This is a genomic window from Prauserella oleivorans, from assembly GCF_042685745.1.
GTDB lineage: Bacteria > Actinomycetota > Actinomycetes > Mycobacteriales > Pseudonocardiaceae > Prauserella_A > Prauserella_A oleivorans.
Genome location: NZ_JBHUNT010000001.1, coordinates 2,257,948 through 2,274,006, shown reverse-complemented (window position 1 = coordinate 2,274,006; position 16,059 = coordinate 2,257,948). Strand labels below are relative to the sequence as shown.

Below are 16,059 nucleotides of genomic sequence, written 5' to 3'. Positions count from 1 at the left end.
CGCCCGCCCCGGATCGAGAGTCCGGCCGTCGACCGCTCAGGACACCAGCGGGCGCAGCACCCGACCGAGCCACTCGCCGGTGGCGCGCGAGAGGGCGTCGAGCCCGGCCTTGAGACTGTGGTCACCCGGCACGAGCACCACCTCGCGATGCGGCCCGGGCTCGGGCTGCCCGAAGGGGTCCCGCTCCCCCTGCACCACCAGCGTGGGGACCTCCACGGCATCGAGCTCGGGCTGGCGCGTCTTGTCCGGCTTGCCCGGCGGGTGCACGGGGAAGGCCAGGCAGAGGACGGCGTCGGCCTGTCCCTGCGCCGCCGTGCGGCACGCCACCCTGGCCCCGGACGAACGGCCGCCGAACACCATCGGCAGGCCGTCGAACCACGTGCCCGCCAGCTCCTCGGCCACGGCGAGCCACGCGGCGTCCAGCTGCTTGGCGGGGGCGGGCGCCTTGCGGCCCGCGACGCGGTACGGCTGCTCGACGAGCGCGACGTGCACGCCCGCGTCCCGCGCCGCCCTGGCCACCGCGACCAGGTCGGCCGCCCCGATGCCGCCCCCGGCGCCGTGACCGAGCAGCAGTGCCGCGCCACCTTCCTCGGCGCAGTGCAGCTCGACCCGGGCCGGGCCGTGCGGGGTGTCGATCTCTTTGCGTGTCATCGCGGGTTCGGCAGATCGAACAGCGCGCCGTCGTCGAGATCGGCGGCCTCCGGCTGGACGCGCTCCAGCAGCTCGGGACCGTTGTTGCGGACGTTGTTCACCTTGGTGGACACGGGCCGCAGCTCCAGCGAGTCGACGAGGTCGAGGCCGGGCGGCTCCAGCAGCTCGGCGGCGTCGGTGCGGTCCGGGTCGAGCCAGGCCCGCCAGCGCTCCCTCGGCATCACCAGCGGCATCCGGTCGTGGATCTCGGTGAGCTGGCCGACGGCGTCGGTGGTGATGATCGAGCACGTGACGAGCGGCGGCGCGCCGGGCTCACCCTTCGGGTCCCGCCAGGTCTCCCAGATCCCCGCGAACGCGAGCGACGACCCGTCGCGCATGGTCATGAAGAACGGTTCCTTGGGAGCCTTCTTGCCACCGCTCGCGGCGCCGTCGGCGACCCGCCACTCGAACCAGCCGTCCGCGGGGATGAGACAGCGGCGGCGGGACAGCGCCTTGCGGAACGCCGGCTTCTCGGTGGCCGTCTCCGCGCGAGTGTTGATCATGCGGTTGCCGATCGCGGGGTCCTTGGCCCAGAACGGCACCAGGCCCCAGCGCATGACACGCAGGGCGCGCACGGCCGGCTCGTCCTCGACGACGTTGCCCTCGGGGTCACGCGGATGCCGCTCGACCACGCTCACGATGTTCTTCGTGGGCGCGACGTTGTAGTTCTCCGTGGGCGCCTGGCCCTGCGTGCCGTCGGCCGCGTCGAACTCCCGCATCAAGGTGGCCGGGTCCTTGGTGGCCGCGTATCGGCCGCACATGGCATCGCTCCCTGTGCTCGACTCCCGTAGAGCGCCATCGTGGCACGGTTGCCGGGCCGTGGCGAGCGCGATGGGGGATCATTGCTGGCGACACCACAACGGGAGGTTGGAACGGTTGGCCCGCGGCGACTGGCGCAAGCTCGACGAGAGCGATGTCCGGGTGCGTCCCGGCAAGGGCACCCGGCCCCGCAGCAAGCGCCGTCCCGCCCATGCCGACGCCGTGCCCGCGATGGTGACGGCCGTCGACCGCGGCCGGTGGCGGTGTGCGGTGGGGTCGGACGCGGACCGCACCGTCACCGCGATGCGCGCCCGGGAACTCGGTCGCACGCCGATCGTCGTGGGCGACCGCGTGGGCCTGGTCGGCGACGTGAGCGGCAAGCCGGACACGCTGGCCAGGATCGTCCGGGTCGAGGAGCGCACCAGCGTGCTGCGCCGCACCGCCGACGACACCGACCCCTACGAACGCGTCGTGGTGGCCAACGCCGAACAGCTGCTGATCGTCACCTCGCTCGCGGATCCGCCGCCGCGCACCGGCTTCATCGACCGCTGCCTGGTCGCCTGCTACACCGGCGGGCTCGAGCCGGTGCTGTGCCTGACCAAAGCCGACCTGGCCGACCCGGACGAGCTGCTCGCGTCGTACTCGGATCTGGCCGTGCCCGCCGTGGTCACGCGGTACGACAAGGACCCCGAGGGACTGCTCGACCGGCTCACCGGGCGGGTGTCGGCGCTCGTCGGCCATTCCGGCGTCGGCAAGTCCACCCTCGTCAACCGCCTGGTGCCGGACGCGGACCTGGCGGTGGGCGAGGTCAGCGCCGTCGGCAAGGGCAGGCACACGTCCGTCAGCGCGGTCGCGCTGCCGCTGCCCGGGGGTGGCTGGGTCGTCGACACTCCGGGCGTGCGCTCGTTCGGCCTCGCCCACGTGACGGCCGACGACATCGTCGGCTCGTTCCCGGAGTTCGCCGAGGCAGCCGAGGAATGCCCGTCCGGCTGCGGCCATCTCGGCGCGCCCGAGGACCCGGACTGCGCGCTGGACGACGTCGTCGCGACGGGTGCCGCCCGGCCCGGCCGGCTGGAGTCCCTGCGGAGGCTGCTCGCGTCCCGAGCCGGGCTCGATGCGTGACGGTCCGTGACCACCTGAACGAGTCAAGCCCCCGCCAAGAAGGAAACGCGGTCCCATGGAACGCTATGGGCGGATCCGGCGTCCGAGTGATGCGGTTCCTACGGATTACAACACTTTCAAGGGGTCTCATGCGTAAGACGGCCATGGCGGCCAGCGGTTTCGCGCTGGTCCTCGCGCTCACGGCGTGCGGCGGCGACGACGGCGGTAGCAACGACTCTGCGGTGGGTGGCGGCGAGGCAGGCACGAACCTGTTCACCGACCCCGCCAAGCTCGCGGAGGCTGCGTCGCAGCAGACGGCCGCCAGCAAGTCGTCCAAGTTCACGATGCAGATGAACATGGCGGGCCAGCAGATGTCCGCCCAGGGCGAGGGAAGCTACGCGGGCGAGAACACCGCGGTGGCCATGACGATGGACATGGCCGGTCAGCAGATGGAGATGCGCTTCGTCGACCAGACCATGTACATGAAGCTGCCGCAGCAGCTGTCGGCTCAGACCGGCGGCAAGCCGTGGGTCAAGATCTCCGCCGAGGGCACCGACCCGCTGTCGCAGCAGCTGGGCGGCCAGCTCGACCAGATGGCCGCGCAGAGCGACCCGTCGAAGAGCCTGGAGTACGTCAAGCAGGCGGGCAACATCGTCAGCAGCGAGGAGACCACGCTCGACGGCCAGCAGGTCACCCACTACACCGTCGAGCTGGACTTCAAGAAGATCGCCGACCAGATGGCCGCGGGTGGCCTGACCCAGGAGCAGATCGCCCAGCTGTCCGGCAAGATCGACAAGCTGCCGATGCAGCTGTGGCTGAACTCCGACCAGCTGCCGGTCCAGGTCAGCATGGACATGACCAAGATCATGGAGGCCGCGGGAGCCGGGAACCAGAAGGCCGAGATGGTCATGAAGTACACCGACTGGGGCGCCCCGGTGAACGTGGAGGCGCCTCCGGCCTCCGAGGTCGGCGAGCTGCCGTCGAACTGACGCCGGATCACCACCGGTACGGCTGACGAAGGGCCCCGGGTTCCACTACGGAAATCCCGGGGCCCTTTTGCCATGCCTTCGCCGTGCGGCCGCCTGCTCAGCCCATGTGCGGGTACTCGATGGAGGTCGGCGCGTCGAAGGTCTCCTTGATCGAGCGCGGACTGGTCCAGCGCAACAGGTTGAACACCGAGCCGGCCTTGTCGTTGGTGCCCGACGCCCGGGACCCGCCGAACGGCTGCTGGCTCACGATGGAGCCAGTGGGCTTGTCGTTGACGTAGAAGTTGCCCGCGGTGAACCGCAGCGCCCGGTGCGCCTGCTGGATGGCGACCCGGTCGTCGGCGAACACCGCGCCCGTCAGCGCGTAGGGCGCGCTGGCGTCGACGAGCTCGAGCACGCGCTCGTACTCGTCGTCCGGGTAGACGTAGACGGCGAGGATCGGTCCGAAGTACTCGGTGGACAGCACCTCGTGGGCGGGGTCGTCGGTGAGCAGCACGGTGGGCTCGACGAAGTAGCCGACCTGGTCGTCGCTGCCCCCGCCGACGAGCACCTCCAGCGCCGGGTCACTGTCCACACGTGACAGCAGGTCCCGGTGCTTGGCGAACGCCTTGGCGTTGATGACCGCGCCGCCGAAGAGGGAGAAGTCGGTGATGTCGCCGTACTCGACGGTGCGCGTGACGTCGGCGAGCCGCTCACGCAGGCCGCTCTCCCACAGCGATCGCGGCAGGTAGGCCCGGGAGGCCGCGGAGCACTTCTGCCCCTGGTACTCGAAGGCGCCACGGACGAGCGCTGTCACGAGCTTGTCCGGATTGGCCGACGAGTGCGCCACCACGAAGTCCTTGCCGCCGGTCTCGCCCACGATGCGCGGGTAGGAGGCGTAGCGGTCGAGGTTCGCGGCGATGGTGCGCCAGAGCAGCTTGAACGTCGCGGTGGAGCCGGTGAAGTGCAGGCCCGCGAAACCGGGATCGGCGAGCGCGACCTCGCTGACCGCCTGACCGTCGCCGGTCACCATGTTGATGACGCCCGGCGGCAGGCCCGCCTCCTCGAACACCTGCATCGTGTAGTGGGCCGCCAGTTGCTGCGAGGGCGTCGGCTTCCACACCACGGTGTTGCCCATGAGCGCGGGCGCACTCGGCAGGTTGCCCGCGATGGCGGTGAAGTTGAACGGGGTGATCGCGACGACGAAGCCGTCGAGCGGCCGGTAGTCCATCCGGTTCCAGGACCCGGCGACGGAGTTCGGTTGCTCGGCGAGGATGCGGCGCGCGTAGTGGACGTTGAAGCGCAGGAAGTCGATCAGCTCGCACGCCGAGTCGATCTCGGCCTGCTGCACCGACTTAGACTGGCCGAGCATCGTGGCCGCGTTGACGGTGTCGCGGTAGGGGCCCGAGAGCAGGTCGGCCGCGCGGAGGAAGACGGCGGCGCGCTCGTCGAAGGGCAGTTCGCTCCACTCCCGCGCGGCACCCTTCGCGGCCGCGACCGCATCCGACACGTCCTCCGGCGTCGCCTGTGCGCTCACGCCGAGCACGTGGCCGTGGTCGTGCGGCTGCACGACGTCGAACCGCTGACCGCCGGCGAGCCTGCGCTTGCCGCCGATGGTCTGCGTGAGCTCGTGTTTCTCCCCTTCGAGCTCGGCCAGCCTGCGTTGCAGGGACGTCCGCTCGGGCGTGCCCGGCGCGTAGGTGTGCACCGGCTCGTTGACCGGAACCGGAACCGATGTGACGGCGTCCATGGTGAGTCTCGCCTCCTGGTCTGCGCGCTTCGTGGGCGCTTGCCCCCATGGTTACATGAGCTCGAGCAGGAACGGCAGCTCTTGCGGCGCGTACCAGGCCAGTTCGTGGTCCTCGACGTCGCCGAGGACGAACTCCGCGTCCGGGTCGCCGAGGTCGGCGGCGTCGATGACGGCAGCCGCGGCGAGCACCGCCTGTTCGGCCTCCGGCGCGTCGACGTGCACCGCGGCCACGTCGTCCATCGAGATCGGGCCCGCGAGACGCACGACCGCATGGTCGAGGTCCGGGCGTGCCGTGACGTTGTCGACGTCGGCGGACACCACGACCCGCCGAGGGGGCTCCTTGATGTCGGACTGCTCCGGCTCGTGCGCGGACAGCAGCCGCAGCGAGGCGCGGGCCGCGTCCAGCAGGGCCGCGTACTCCAGCTCCTCGGTCGAGCCGCTCACGTAGGCCTCCCGCAACGCGGGCGTAAGCGCGAATGCCGTGCCGCGGACGGGCCGCAACTCGCCGTCCGCGACGAACTGCCTCAGCATGCCGACGGTCGCGGGCACATAGACCCTCACCACTCCGTCCCCCTCAGCTCCTCCAGGGCTTCCTCGATCATCTCCGCCAGGACGTTCACGTCGTGCATGGCCTTCCGGTCGCCATTCAGTCCGAAATAGACATTTCCGTGGTAGGACGTCACCCCGATGGCGAGCGACTGGCTCCGGGCCAGGGGCATCACCGGGTAGATCGCCGACATCCTCGCCGGACCCGCGTACAGCGCCTCCTGCGGCCCGGGAGAATTGGCGATCAGGACGTTGAAGATGCGCCCTGACACCGATCCCGCGGCACGGGCGGCGAGCGAATGCATGGTGGCGGGCGCGAACCCGCCGACCTTGAGCATCGCGCGTGCGGTGACCGGCCGCCTGGTGTCCAGGTGGGCGGCCATCTCATGGGCCACGTGCTGCAACCGCAAGGCCGGGTCGGGCTCCCCGACGGGCAGGTCGACCAGGCACGGCTCGAGCCGGTTGCCGACAAGCCCGGCGGTGGAGAACTCCGCCGTGTCGGGCTCCAGCACGGCCATCGGCACCAGCGCGCGGACCGTGGCGGACGTCGGGGGCGTCTCGCCCCGCGAGTGCAGCCACTGCCGCAGCGCCCCGGTGAGCACGGCGAAGATGACGTCGTTGACGGTGCACCCGCGCCGGGCCCGGATCGTGCGGTAGTCGTCGAGGCTGGTGCGCACGCCGGCGAACACGCGGCCGCCGGAGACCGGTCCGTTCAGCGGCCCGGACGGGGCGGGCCGCACCACGGACCGCACCGCGGAGGCGAGGCTGCCGACCACCCGGACGGTCTTCTCGGCCGAGCTCACGACATCGCGGGCGACCTGACGGGCATTGTCCAGAACGTCGCCGGGCCGTTGCACGGCGTCACCGATGGCGTCGACCACGAGCTGCGCGCGCCCGGGCGGCCGGCGTGGCGTCCAGTGGTGCTCGAACGGATCGCGTTCGGAACCGGCCCCGTCCAGGACGAGCTGGGCCAGGTCGACGGTGCCCACACCGTCGATCATGGCCTGGTGGGTCTTGGTCACCAGGGCGACGCGATCGCCGGCGAGCCCCTCGATGTAGTAGGCCTCCCACAGCGGCCGTTCCCGGTCGAGCGGGCGGACCATCAGCCGCGCGACGAGCTCGAACAGCTGGTCGTCGGCGCCCGGAGCGGGCAGCGCGGAGCGGCGGACGTGATAGTTGAGGTCGAAGTCCACGTCGTCGGCCCACACCGGCCGCGCGAGGTGCGCCGGCACCGGCACGACGCGCTGCCGATAGCGCGGCAGGTAGCCGAGCCGCTGGCTGATGAGCGCGAGCAGGGCGTCGTAGTCGAAGCCGCCGCGCGGCCGCTCGAAGACGGCCACGCTGCCGACGTGCATCGGCGTGGTCGGTTCCTCCACGTACAGGAACGAGGCGTCCAGCGCGGAGAGGCGGTCGGGCATGCGTCGATCCTGGCACAGGTGGGACACTTCGCGCCGTGCGCGATGACACCGCCGTATCCCCCAAGGACCGCTTCCTGACCGTGTACGGCCGCAAGCCCGTCCTGGAGGCGCTGGCCGACCCGGAGCTCGATGTCGACAAGGTGATTCTCGCCGACGTCGCGCGGGGTCCGGCCGTGGCCGAGATCGAGCGGACGGCGAAAGCCGCGGGCGTACCGGTGCAACGGGCCAGCGCACACCGCGTCAAGGTGCTGGCGGGCAACGGCAAGCAGGACCAGGGTGTGCTCGCCGACGTCGTCGCGCCACGCATGCTCCCGCTGGACCGCGCGCTGGCGCAGCGGCAGCCGCCGGCACCCGTGCTGGTGCTGGACGGCATCACGACCCCCGCCAACGTCGGGATGATCCTGCGGACGGCCACCGCGGCGGGTGTCGGCGGCATCGTGGTGCCGCGCCGCGGCGTCGCCGCGCTCGATCCGCTGGTGGTCAAGGCGTCGGCAGGCGTGGCGTTCCGCGCGCCGGTGCTGCGGTGCGGTACGGCGCTGGAGGCGGTGGAGCAGCTGAGCGAGGCCGGGTACGCGGTGTACGCCCTCGGCGCCTCGCGTGCGGAGTCGCTGTTCGAGGCCGAGCTGCCGCAGCGGGCGGCGTTCGTGCTCGGCGCGGAGACCAGCGGCGTCGGCGAGGAGGTCGCGGGGTACGTGGCGAGCTGGCTGTCCATCCCGATGCCCGGCGACGTCGAGTCGCTGAACGTCTCCGCCGCGGCGGCCGTGTTGTGCTTCGAGTTGGTGCGCCGGTCCGGCCGCTGACGGCGACGTGGACGGCCCACACGGTGACGCAGACGGCAGACACGGTGCCTCGTACGGCTGGATCGTGCTCGGTATCCCGCCGGCCATTCCGTTGCTCCCCTCGCGACGGCTCGCCCGTGTCAGCGGGCCTGCTCGATGAGACCGGGGAACAGCGCGTCCAGTTCCATCAGCGTGTCGGCCACCGACGTGTGCCGCACTCCCACCATGCCCGCGCGCACCGCACCGGCGACGTTGCCCGCCGCGTCGTCCACGAACACGCACGCCTCGGGCGGCAGGGCCAGCCGATCGGCCGTGAGCCGGAAGACCGCGACATCCGGTTTGGCGACCCCGACCTCCCCGGAGAAGACGAGCTCGTCGAACCAGCAGCCCAGCCGGCGGCGCACCGGGCCGCCACCAGCCGCATTGGACAGTAGGGCCGTTCGGATGCCGCGATCACGCGCCGCGTCCAGCACATCGAACAGCCGCTCGGCGCCGGCGTCGGTGAGCACTCCCGCGTAATCGAGCACCATTCCGCGCAACAACACCGGGCAAGCCTAGTAGCGCATGTGGATCTTCGCCGACGGCACATTCCGCCGAAAACACCGAACCGGGCGGCATTTGAATCGGAATCGCGCCGCCGTCCCTCTGTTGTAACGGGCGGCGAGGGGGCCGTCCATGACCACGAAAGTGAGAATACTGGGGGAATTGCGTATGTCTACTCAATCGGTGAAAAGCGGCCTGTTGCCGCTGACGCCGTACGAGCCGCCGGACCCCGGCCGCCCGGCACGGGGCGCCGGAACACCCGGTGGACAACTGTCGCTCGACGCGCTGCTCGGCGACATCCCGGCACAGCGGACCGCGGCACGGCCGAACGCGGACCTGCACCGCAGACAGCTCCATCGCGTCCTCACGGCGCTGCTGGAAGTCCACACCGGACACAGACCGGTGGCACAGGTGGACGGCTGGCTGACGCCGGCGCTACGGCTGGCGCTGCGCGACCGGGTGCGGGTTCGCCGTCCCCGGCTGGCGCTGCGCCGCGTGCACCCCTGCCGACCGGCCGACGACTCGCTGGAGGTCGCCGCCACCGCATCGGCCGGACCGCGGGTGTGCGCCGTGGCGGCCCGCTTCGAACTGGACGCGGGCAGCTGGCGGTGCACGACGTTCACCGTGCTCGAACCCGGCACGCCGGACAGCGCGTAGCGGGGTAGCCGGGAAGGCGGTCACCTGAACCGGCCGTGCGCCGGACCGAGTGCCGCGGCGCGCCGAGACGCACGCCGTCCGGCCGCTCGGGCGGTCGCTCGCTCCGGACCGCGCGTCCGACAGCGAGCGGCCGTCTGAGGCGCGCCGGCCTCGCGCCCCAGACGGCCGGGAGATCGCTTACCGCCGAGCGGACTTCTTGTTCTTCTTGGCCTGCTCGCGGGCGGCGGCGCGACGCTCCCGCCGGGTGCCACCGCTCGCGGCCGCACGCTGGGAGGTGCCGTCGCCGGCGCCCCGCGACTGGACGCCACCGCCCTCGGCCGGGCCGGAGTAGGTGAGCGCCTGCCGGCCACCGCCGTCGAGCCCCTTGCCCCGCAGGGCCGTCGGAACGGGCTCGGCCTTCTCCTCAGCGGGCTGCGGCGGCACCGGCCGGGCGTGCTTGCCCGACGCGGCCTGACCATTGCCCCTGGCACCTGCCGCTGCACCGGTGGGGGGCGCGCCGGCGGCGGGCGCCGCGGCGGCGGGCTGCTGCGGCTCGGCCTGCTCGACCTGGAGGTTGAACAGGAAGCCGACCGCCTCCTCCTTCAGGGAGTCGAGCATGGCGTTGAACATGTCGAAGCCCTCGCGCTGGTACTCCACGAGCGGGTCGCGCTGCGCCATCGCGCGCAGGCCGATGCCCTCCTTGAGGTAGTCCATCTCGTAGAGGTGCTCGCGCCACTTGCGGTCGAGCACGGAGAGCACCACACGCCGTTCGAGCTCGCGCATCGCGCCCTCGCCGACCGTGGAGTCGATCTCGGCCTCACGCTTCTCGTACGCCTTGGCGGCGTCCTCGAGCAGGATCTCGCGGAGCCGGTCGGCCTCGAGGTCTTCCTCGCGCTCGACGAGCTCCTCCCAGTCCACGCCCACCGGGTACAGGGTCTTGAGCGCCGTCCAGAGCTTCTCGTAGTCCCAGTCCTCGGCGTAGCCCTCGGCCGTCGCACCGTCGACGTAGGCGGTGACGACGTCGCGGATCATGTGCTGCACCTGCTCACGCAGGTCCTCGCCCTCCAGCACGCGGCGGCGCTCGGCGTAGATGACCTTGCGCTGCTGGTTCATGACCTCGTCGTACTTGAGGACGTTCTTGCGGATCTCCATGTTCTGCTGCTCGACCTGCGTCTGAGCGCTCTTGATGGCCCGCGAGACCATCTTGTGCTCGATCGGGACGTCATCGGGCAGCCGCATGGTCGTCATGACCCGTTCGACCATGGCCGCGTTGAACCGCCGCATGAGCTCGTCGCCCAGCGACAGGTAGAACCGCGACTCACCCGGGTCGCCCTGGCGGCCGGCACGACCGCGGAGCTGGTTGTCGATCCGGCGGGACTCGTGCCGCTCGGTGCCGAGCACGTACAGACCGCCCGCCTGCCGCACGACCTCCGCCTCGGCCTTGACCTCCGCCGTGACCTCCTCGAGCACCTTCGGCCACGCGGCCTCGTACTCGGCCGAGTTCTCCACGGGGTCGAGGCCGCGCTCGCGCAGCACCTCGTCGGCGATGATGTCGGGGTTGCCGCCCAGCACGATGTCGGTACCGCGGCCCGCCATGTTGGTGGCCACCGTCACCGCGCCCTTGCGCCCGGCCTTGGCGATGATGAGTGCTTCCCGGTGGTGCTGCTTGGCGTTCAGCACCTCGTGCGGCACACCCAGCTTGACCAGCAGCTTCGAGAGGTACTCCGACTTCTCGACGCTCGTGGTGCCGACGAGCACCGGCTGCCCCTTGGCGTGCCGCTCGGCGATGTCCTCGGCGACGGCCTCGAACTTCGCGGCCTCGGTCTTGTAGATGAGGTCCGGCTGGTCGGCGCGGACCATCGGCCGGTTGGTCGGGATGGGCACGACACCGAGCTTGTAGGTCTGGTGGAACTCCGCCGCCTCGGTCTCGGCGGTACCGGTCATGCCGGCGAGCTTGTCGTAGAGGCGGAAGAAGTTCTGCAGCGTGATCGTGGCGAGCGTCTGGTTCTCCGCCTTGATCTCGACGCCTTCCTTGGCCTCGATCGCCTGGTGCATGCCCTCGTTGAAGCGGCGGCCCGCGAGGACGCGGCCGGTGAACTCGTCGACGATGAGCACCTCACCGTTACGGACGATGTACTCCTTGTCGCGGTGGTAGAGCTCCTTGGCCTTGAGCGCGTTGTTGAGGAAGCCGACGAGCGGCGTGTTGGCGGCCTCGTAGAGGTTGTCGATGCCGAGCTGGTCCTCGACGAACTCGACACCCTTCTCCGTGACACCCACGGCGCGCTTGCGCTCGTCCACCTCGTAATGCACGTCGCGCTTCATCAGCGGCGCCATCCGGGCGAACTCGACGTACCAGCGCGACGACTGGTCGGCGGGACCGGAGATGATCAGCGGCGTACGCGCCTCGTCGATCAGGATGGAGTCGACCTCGTCGACGATGGCGAAGTTGTGCCCGCGCTGCACACAGTCGTCGAGACTCCATGCCATGTTGTCGCGCAGGTAGTCGAAGCCGAACTCGTTGTTCGTCCCGTAGGTGACGTCGGCGGCGTAGGCCTCCCGGCGCGCCGACGGCGGCATGTCGGACAGGATCGAACCGACCGAGATACCCAGGAACCGGTGGACGCGGCCCATCCACTCGGCGTCACGTTTCGCCAGGTAGTCGTTGGTGGTGACGACGTGGACGCCCTTGCCGGAGATCGCGTTGAGGTAGACGGGCAGGACCGAGGTCAGCGTCTTGCCCTCACCGGTCTTCATCTCGGCGACCTGTCCGAGGTGCAGGGCCGCACCACCCATGAGCTGCACGTCGAACGGCCGCTGGCCGAGCACGCGCCGCGCACCCTCCCTCGCGACGGCGAACGCCTCCGGAAGCAGGTCGTCCAGCGACTCGCCGCCTTCGTGATGCCGCTTGCGGAACTCGTCGGTCTTCGCCTTGAGCTCGGCGTCGGAGAGGTCCTTGACGTCGTCTTCGAGGGTGTTGATGTGGTCGGCGATGCGGCGGAGCCGCTTCACCATCTTGCCCTCGCCCGCGCGGAGCAGGCGGTTCAGAAGCATCCGGGTCGACCTCGCTAGTTGGTTCCGGTCGGTAGGTCGTACTGCGGCACCCGGACAGGCGCCGGGCAGCCAGGTATGCGTGGCCGGAAGGCCACACAGCACTGCCCATCGTAGGGAATGTGCAGGCCCGCGTGCACGCGGCGTGCTGAGCGGGCACGATGCGCGCCGGGAGCGCGGATGACGGCCCGTACGCGCGCTGCATACGGGCCGTCATCCGTGGTGGTCGGTGGGCGCTCAGCCCAGCCGGATCACGCCGTAGTCGAATCCCTTCCGGCGGTAGACGACGCTCGGCTTGCCGGTCTGCGAGTCATTGAAGAGATAGAAGTCGTGTCCGACCAGCTCCATTTCGTAGAGAGCACGGTCGACTGTCATGGGTTCCGCGGAGTGTTGCTTCTCGCGCACGATGCGGCCGGGCTCGTGGCCGGCCACCCCGTCGTCCCAGCGCTGCTGAGGGAGCTCGATGTCCTCGCTCGCGGTGTCCGGCACGGGCTCGGCGGGCGCTTCCATCACGGCGGTGCTCGCCGCGCGCCCGCGGCCGCGCTGGCCCGGCCCTGACTGGGTCGCCATCGCGGCGGTCGCCTCGGCCACCGACTCGGGACAGCGTCGCCCATAGTGGACGCGCCGCCGGTCGTGTGCCCGGCGCAGCCGGTTCTCGATCTTGTTCACCGCGGCGTCGAGCGCGGCGTAGAAGTCGCCTGCACTGGCCTCCGCTCGCACGGCAGGGCCTTTGCCCTTGCCGGTGATCTCGACGCGCTGGCAGTTCTTGGACTGGCGCCGATTGGGCTCGTGGAACAGTTCCACGTCGTAGCGAATGACTTTCCGGTCGTAGCGCTCGAGGCGCGCCAACTTCTCACCGACGTGCCGCCGGTAGTGCTCCGGCACCTCCACGTTACGGCCCTTGACGACGATATCCATACACGACCTCCCTCGCTGTATTACTGCGAGTTGCTTTCACGAACACCAGCGCCGGGGAGAAAACGGAAATGCCGGCACGACACCTCGTGCGGGCCTTTACGCGAATTCAGCCTTCCTCCGGCGCCAGGGACATCGGCTCGTCACCTCCCTGCTGCCGGGATAGCTGTTAGCGGGCACGTTAGCCCGCTTGCCGCCGGGAGAACAGACCCCGGGGCGGGGTACATCGGACGGTGAATGACTGTCACAGTCCGGAGTGGACTGCCAGCGCAGGCGGCACTGCCTCGCCCCGTTCGGAGCAGCACCCGGTCGGCCTCGCGGGACATACCGGACACCGGGCGCCGGTTCGCCTGTCGGACGGTGACAGGTGCCTGCCTCATACCCGACCAACGTGCGAGGTCCCGCCCCCGGTTCCCCGCCACACGATCGAGTGAAACTTTCCGCCCCGAACCGGGTCACGCCGCCGTGAGGGTGAGTGCGGCGGCCACCTCGACCCCGGCCGCCGTCAGCGCCCGCCTGCACGCGGCGAGCGTCGCCCCGGTCGTGACCACGTCGTCGAGCAGCACCACCGGCGTGCCGCGCGGCGGCACGGCTGCTTGCCGGAGGCGTAGCCGGCCCGAGAGGTTGGCGGCACGCTGCAGCCGGTCGAGCCCGACAGCGTCGCGCGTACCCGCCGCCAGGCGCAGCGCGGGCGCCACCGCGGCAGGCACCCCGGTCTCCGCGAGCGTCGCCGCACACGCCCGCGCCAGCGCGTGCAGGTGCGAGCCCCCACGGGCCCGGGCGGCGCTGCGGCGGGAGGGCACCGGGACCAGCCACCACGTGCCGTCGGCGGCAGGCCGCGCTTCCGGCAGCCGGGTGACCGCCGCGGCGAGCGCCTGCCCGAGCGGGGCGGTGAGATCCCGCCTGCCGCGTTCCTTGTGCGCGAGCACGAGACGCCGGGCGACGCCGTCATACCGCGTGAGCGCATACGTGCCGCCGCCGCGGGCGACCAGCCCCGGCCCCGCGAACACGGCCGCGCACTCCGGGCAGCACGCCTCGCCGGGCTCACCGCATCCGGCGCAGGTCACAGGTAGCAGCAGGTCCAGCGCGGCGCGCCCGAGTTCCGTCATCCCCCAGGTAGCCACGCCACGGAGCATGCCGGGTGCCCCCGACAGTTTCCGGCGCCCGGCACCACCCACGGCGGATCAGCCGGGGTAGAACGGCATCGCGTCGGGCCGGCTGTGGTTGTGCGGACGCCACACGTCGCCCACGTCGCCTGCCGTCCACAGTCCCGTGGTGTCGGCGACGACGATCGGCCTGCCGGGCGCGGCCGTGATGCCCCGCATCGGCGGCGTCAGGTTGGAGCTGTTGAACTGGTCGAGCCGCAGCCCGTCCACGGGCACCCTCGCCACCGGCACCGAATCCGACGCCGTCGCCACGATCAGCGTGTCCTGACTGATCCAGTCGAGGTCCACGACGCTGTCCAACTCCCCGGGCCGCAACACCCTGGGCGCGCGCAAGGTCACCGACGTCCCGTCCGGCGCGCGCACGATCGACGCCACGACCACCTGACCGCCCGCGATCATCGCCACCCGGGTGCCGTCGCGCGACAACCGCAGCCCCGAGATCCCGCCGACCGAGAGCACCTCGGAGGCGTTCACCGACTGCGGGACCCACCGGCCGTCCGCACCCGGGACCACCCGCACGACGGTGTCGCCGTTCACCACGGTCCACAGCTCACCGGACTCGCCACGGCTCGACGCGGCCGGCCGCCAGCTCGGGCGTGTCATCGACCTGCCCCGCAGCTCGACGAGCTGGCCCTCGGAGCCGTAGTTGCCGACCCGCAGCGCCACGTCCGGGCCGGAACGTTCGACGACCGCGAGCTGGTCGCCATTGATCGACTGCGCCGCGCTCTCCACCTGGTACTCCCCGGAGCCGGCCGGGCCGTCGATGGGCGCGCCGCTGCCGAGCGAGTACACCCGGCCGCCCACGGTCATCAGGCCCGGCAGGTCCGAACTGGGCGAGGCCTGCGCCTCGTAGGCGGGCAGCTCGCTCGGCCGCCAGTCGATGTGCCCGGGGACGAGCGCCGTGCCGTCGGCCAGTAGCCGGATCCGGCTGGTGGTGACCGTCTGGAGCGAACGCACCACCTGCGCCGCCATGAGTTCCTTCTCCTGCTCGCTCTGCTCCCCCACACCGGTCAGCGGCACGACGAGCGCGCCGTCGTTGGCCATGGTCACGTTGCTCTCGAGCGACGCGTCCTCGCCGAGGGGATTGCGGACAGCGCCGACGAGCCCGTTCGACGGCCCGGACAGCAGCAGGTCCATCACGCGCGCGGGCAAGCCCGACTGCGGCCGCGCCACCACATACCGCAGGTCGGGCACCAGCACGCTCGAATCCGGGGCGAAGAAGTACACCGGCACCCGGAAGTAGCTTTCGGCGAAGTCGCTGACGGTGATCATGATGGCCGGCGGCGGATCGATGATGCGCCACTGCCCGTTGGGCTGCCTGCGCAGCCGCACCGGTTCGAGCACCGGCTCGTCGGAGGCGATGAAGGCACTGTCCGAGCCGAGCCTGCCCACATGCTGGCCGCGTACCATGACGACTTCCTCGCCGGTACCGGAGGCCTGTTCGTTCTCCGGGACGTAGACGGTGCTGAACTCGTCCTCGATCACCGTGAGCGTCTGGTCCGGCTTCCACTTCGCCCGCGCGCCCGCGGTCAGGTACGCGCGGGCGGCCGCGTAGTCGCTGGTCGGCTGCGCGCTGGCCCGGACGAACTCGCGCACCACCGACAGCGGGTCCAGGCCCGGCGCCGGCTCGGGGACGTCCTGGGTCGGCTGACCCGTCCGCTCGCGCGGAACCGCCTCCGGCTGCGTCTCGGCGGGGATGGCCGCGCACCCGCCCGCGACGAGAGCGCACATCAGTACCGCGAG

General features: G+C 71.2%; 14 protein-coding genes. 4 read left to right on the top strand and 10 right to left on the bottom strand.

The window, feature by feature from the left end; all coding sequences use genetic code 11:
- Window positions 1–36: 36 nt before the first annotated feature.
- Window positions 37–651 (bottom strand): alpha/beta hydrolase family protein, encoded by a 615-nt coding sequence (locus tag ACFSZT_RS11240; protein WP_377384485.1) that lies wholly within the window; start codon window positions 649–651, stop codon window positions 37–39.
- A complete protein-coding gene (locus tag ACFSZT_RS11235) occupies window positions 648–1,451 on the bottom strand; it encodes an SOS response-associated peptidase (protein WP_377384483.1) in 804 nt (267 codons plus the stop codon). Before ACFSZT_RS11235 ends, ACFSZT_RS11240 begins: the two co-directional genes overlap by 4 nt.
- A gap of 115 nt (window positions 1,452–1,566) precedes the next feature.
- Here ACFSZT_RS11235 and rsgA point away from each other — a divergent pair, with 115 nt between their 5' ends.
- Window positions 1,567–2,571, top strand: a complete 1,005-nt coding sequence (gene rsgA / locus ACFSZT_RS11230) for a ribosome small subunit-dependent GTPase A (protein ID WP_377384568.1) — start codon at window positions 1,567–1,569, stop codon at window positions 2,569–2,571.
- Window positions 2,572–2,699: 128 nt separating this feature from the next.
- A complete protein-coding gene (locus ACFSZT_RS11225; protein ID WP_377384481.1) occupies window positions 2,700–3,539 on the top strand; it encodes a hypothetical protein in 840 nt (279 codons plus the stop codon).
- Between the two features lie 97 nt (window positions 3,540–3,636).
- On the opposite strand, the gene pruA is transcribed toward ACFSZT_RS11225, so the two are convergent.
- From pruA to ACFSZT_RS11210, 3 genes are read right to left on the bottom strand one after another with little or no spacing between them, the layout of a single operon-like run.
- On the bottom strand, window positions 3,637–5,265 hold the full coding sequence (pruA, locus tag ACFSZT_RS11220; protein WP_377384479.1) for an L-glutamate gamma-semialdehyde dehydrogenase: 1,629 nt from the start codon (window positions 5,263–5,265) through the stop codon (window positions 3,637–3,639).
- Window positions 5,266–5,316: 51 nt separating this feature from the next.
- Complete coding sequence (locus ACFSZT_RS11215) at window positions 5,317–5,826, bottom strand: DUF6912 family protein (RefSeq protein ID WP_377384566.1); 510 nt, start codon at window positions 5,824–5,826, stop codon at window positions 5,317–5,319.
- Window positions 5,823–7,229, bottom strand: a complete 1,407-nt coding sequence (locus tag ACFSZT_RS11210) for a WS/DGAT/MGAT family O-acyltransferase (protein WP_377384477.1) — start codon at window positions 7,227–7,229, stop codon at window positions 5,823–5,825. Before ACFSZT_RS11210 ends, ACFSZT_RS11215 begins: the two co-directional genes overlap by 4 nt.
- 35 nt (window positions 7,230–7,264) lie before the next feature.
- Here ACFSZT_RS11210 and ACFSZT_RS11205 point away from each other — a divergent pair, with 35 nt between their 5' ends.
- Complete coding sequence (locus ACFSZT_RS11205) at window positions 7,265–8,029, top strand: TrmH family RNA methyltransferase (protein WP_377384475.1); 765 nt, start codon at window positions 7,265–7,267, stop codon at window positions 8,027–8,029.
- Window positions 8,030–8,148: 119 nt separating this feature from the next.
- Here the strand turns inward: ACFSZT_RS11205 and ACFSZT_RS11200 are convergent, their stop codons facing one another.
- Complete coding sequence (locus ACFSZT_RS11200) at window positions 8,149–8,550, bottom strand: HAD-IA family hydrolase (protein WP_377384565.1); 402 nt, start codon at window positions 8,548–8,550, stop codon at window positions 8,149–8,151.
- Window positions 8,551–8,734: 184 nt separating this feature from the next.
- Here ACFSZT_RS11200 and ACFSZT_RS11195 point away from each other — a divergent pair, with 184 nt between their 5' ends.
- Window positions 8,735–9,208, top strand: a complete 474-nt coding sequence (locus ACFSZT_RS11195) for an Rv3235 family protein (RefSeq protein ID WP_377384474.1) — start codon at window positions 8,735–8,737, stop codon at window positions 9,206–9,208.
- 177 nt (window positions 9,209–9,385) lie between these two features.
- Here the strand turns inward: ACFSZT_RS11195 and secA are convergent, their stop codons facing one another.
- The 4 genes from secA to ACFSZT_RS11175 form a co-directional block, all read right to left on the bottom strand.
- Window positions 9,386–12,238 (bottom strand): preprotein translocase subunit SecA, encoded by a 2,853-nt coding sequence (secA, locus tag ACFSZT_RS11190; RefSeq protein WP_377384471.1) that lies wholly within the window; start codon window positions 12,236–12,238, stop codon window positions 9,386–9,388.
- Between the two features lie 234 nt (window positions 12,239–12,472).
- A complete protein-coding gene (gene hpf / locus ACFSZT_RS11185) occupies window positions 12,473–13,153 on the bottom strand; it encodes a ribosome hibernation-promoting factor, HPF/YfiA family (RefSeq protein WP_377384469.1) in 681 nt (226 codons plus the stop codon).
- 452 nt (window positions 13,154–13,605) lie between these two features.
- A complete protein-coding gene (locus ACFSZT_RS11180) occupies window positions 13,606–14,259 on the bottom strand; it encodes a ComF family protein (RefSeq protein WP_377384563.1) in 654 nt (217 codons plus the stop codon).
- 75 nt (window positions 14,260–14,334) lie between these two features.
- Window positions 14,335–16,047 (bottom strand): LpqB family beta-propeller domain-containing protein, encoded by a 1,713-nt coding sequence (locus ACFSZT_RS11175; RefSeq protein WP_377384561.1) that lies wholly within the window; start codon window positions 16,045–16,047, stop codon window positions 14,335–14,337.
- Window positions 16,048–16,059: the final 12 nt, after the last annotated feature.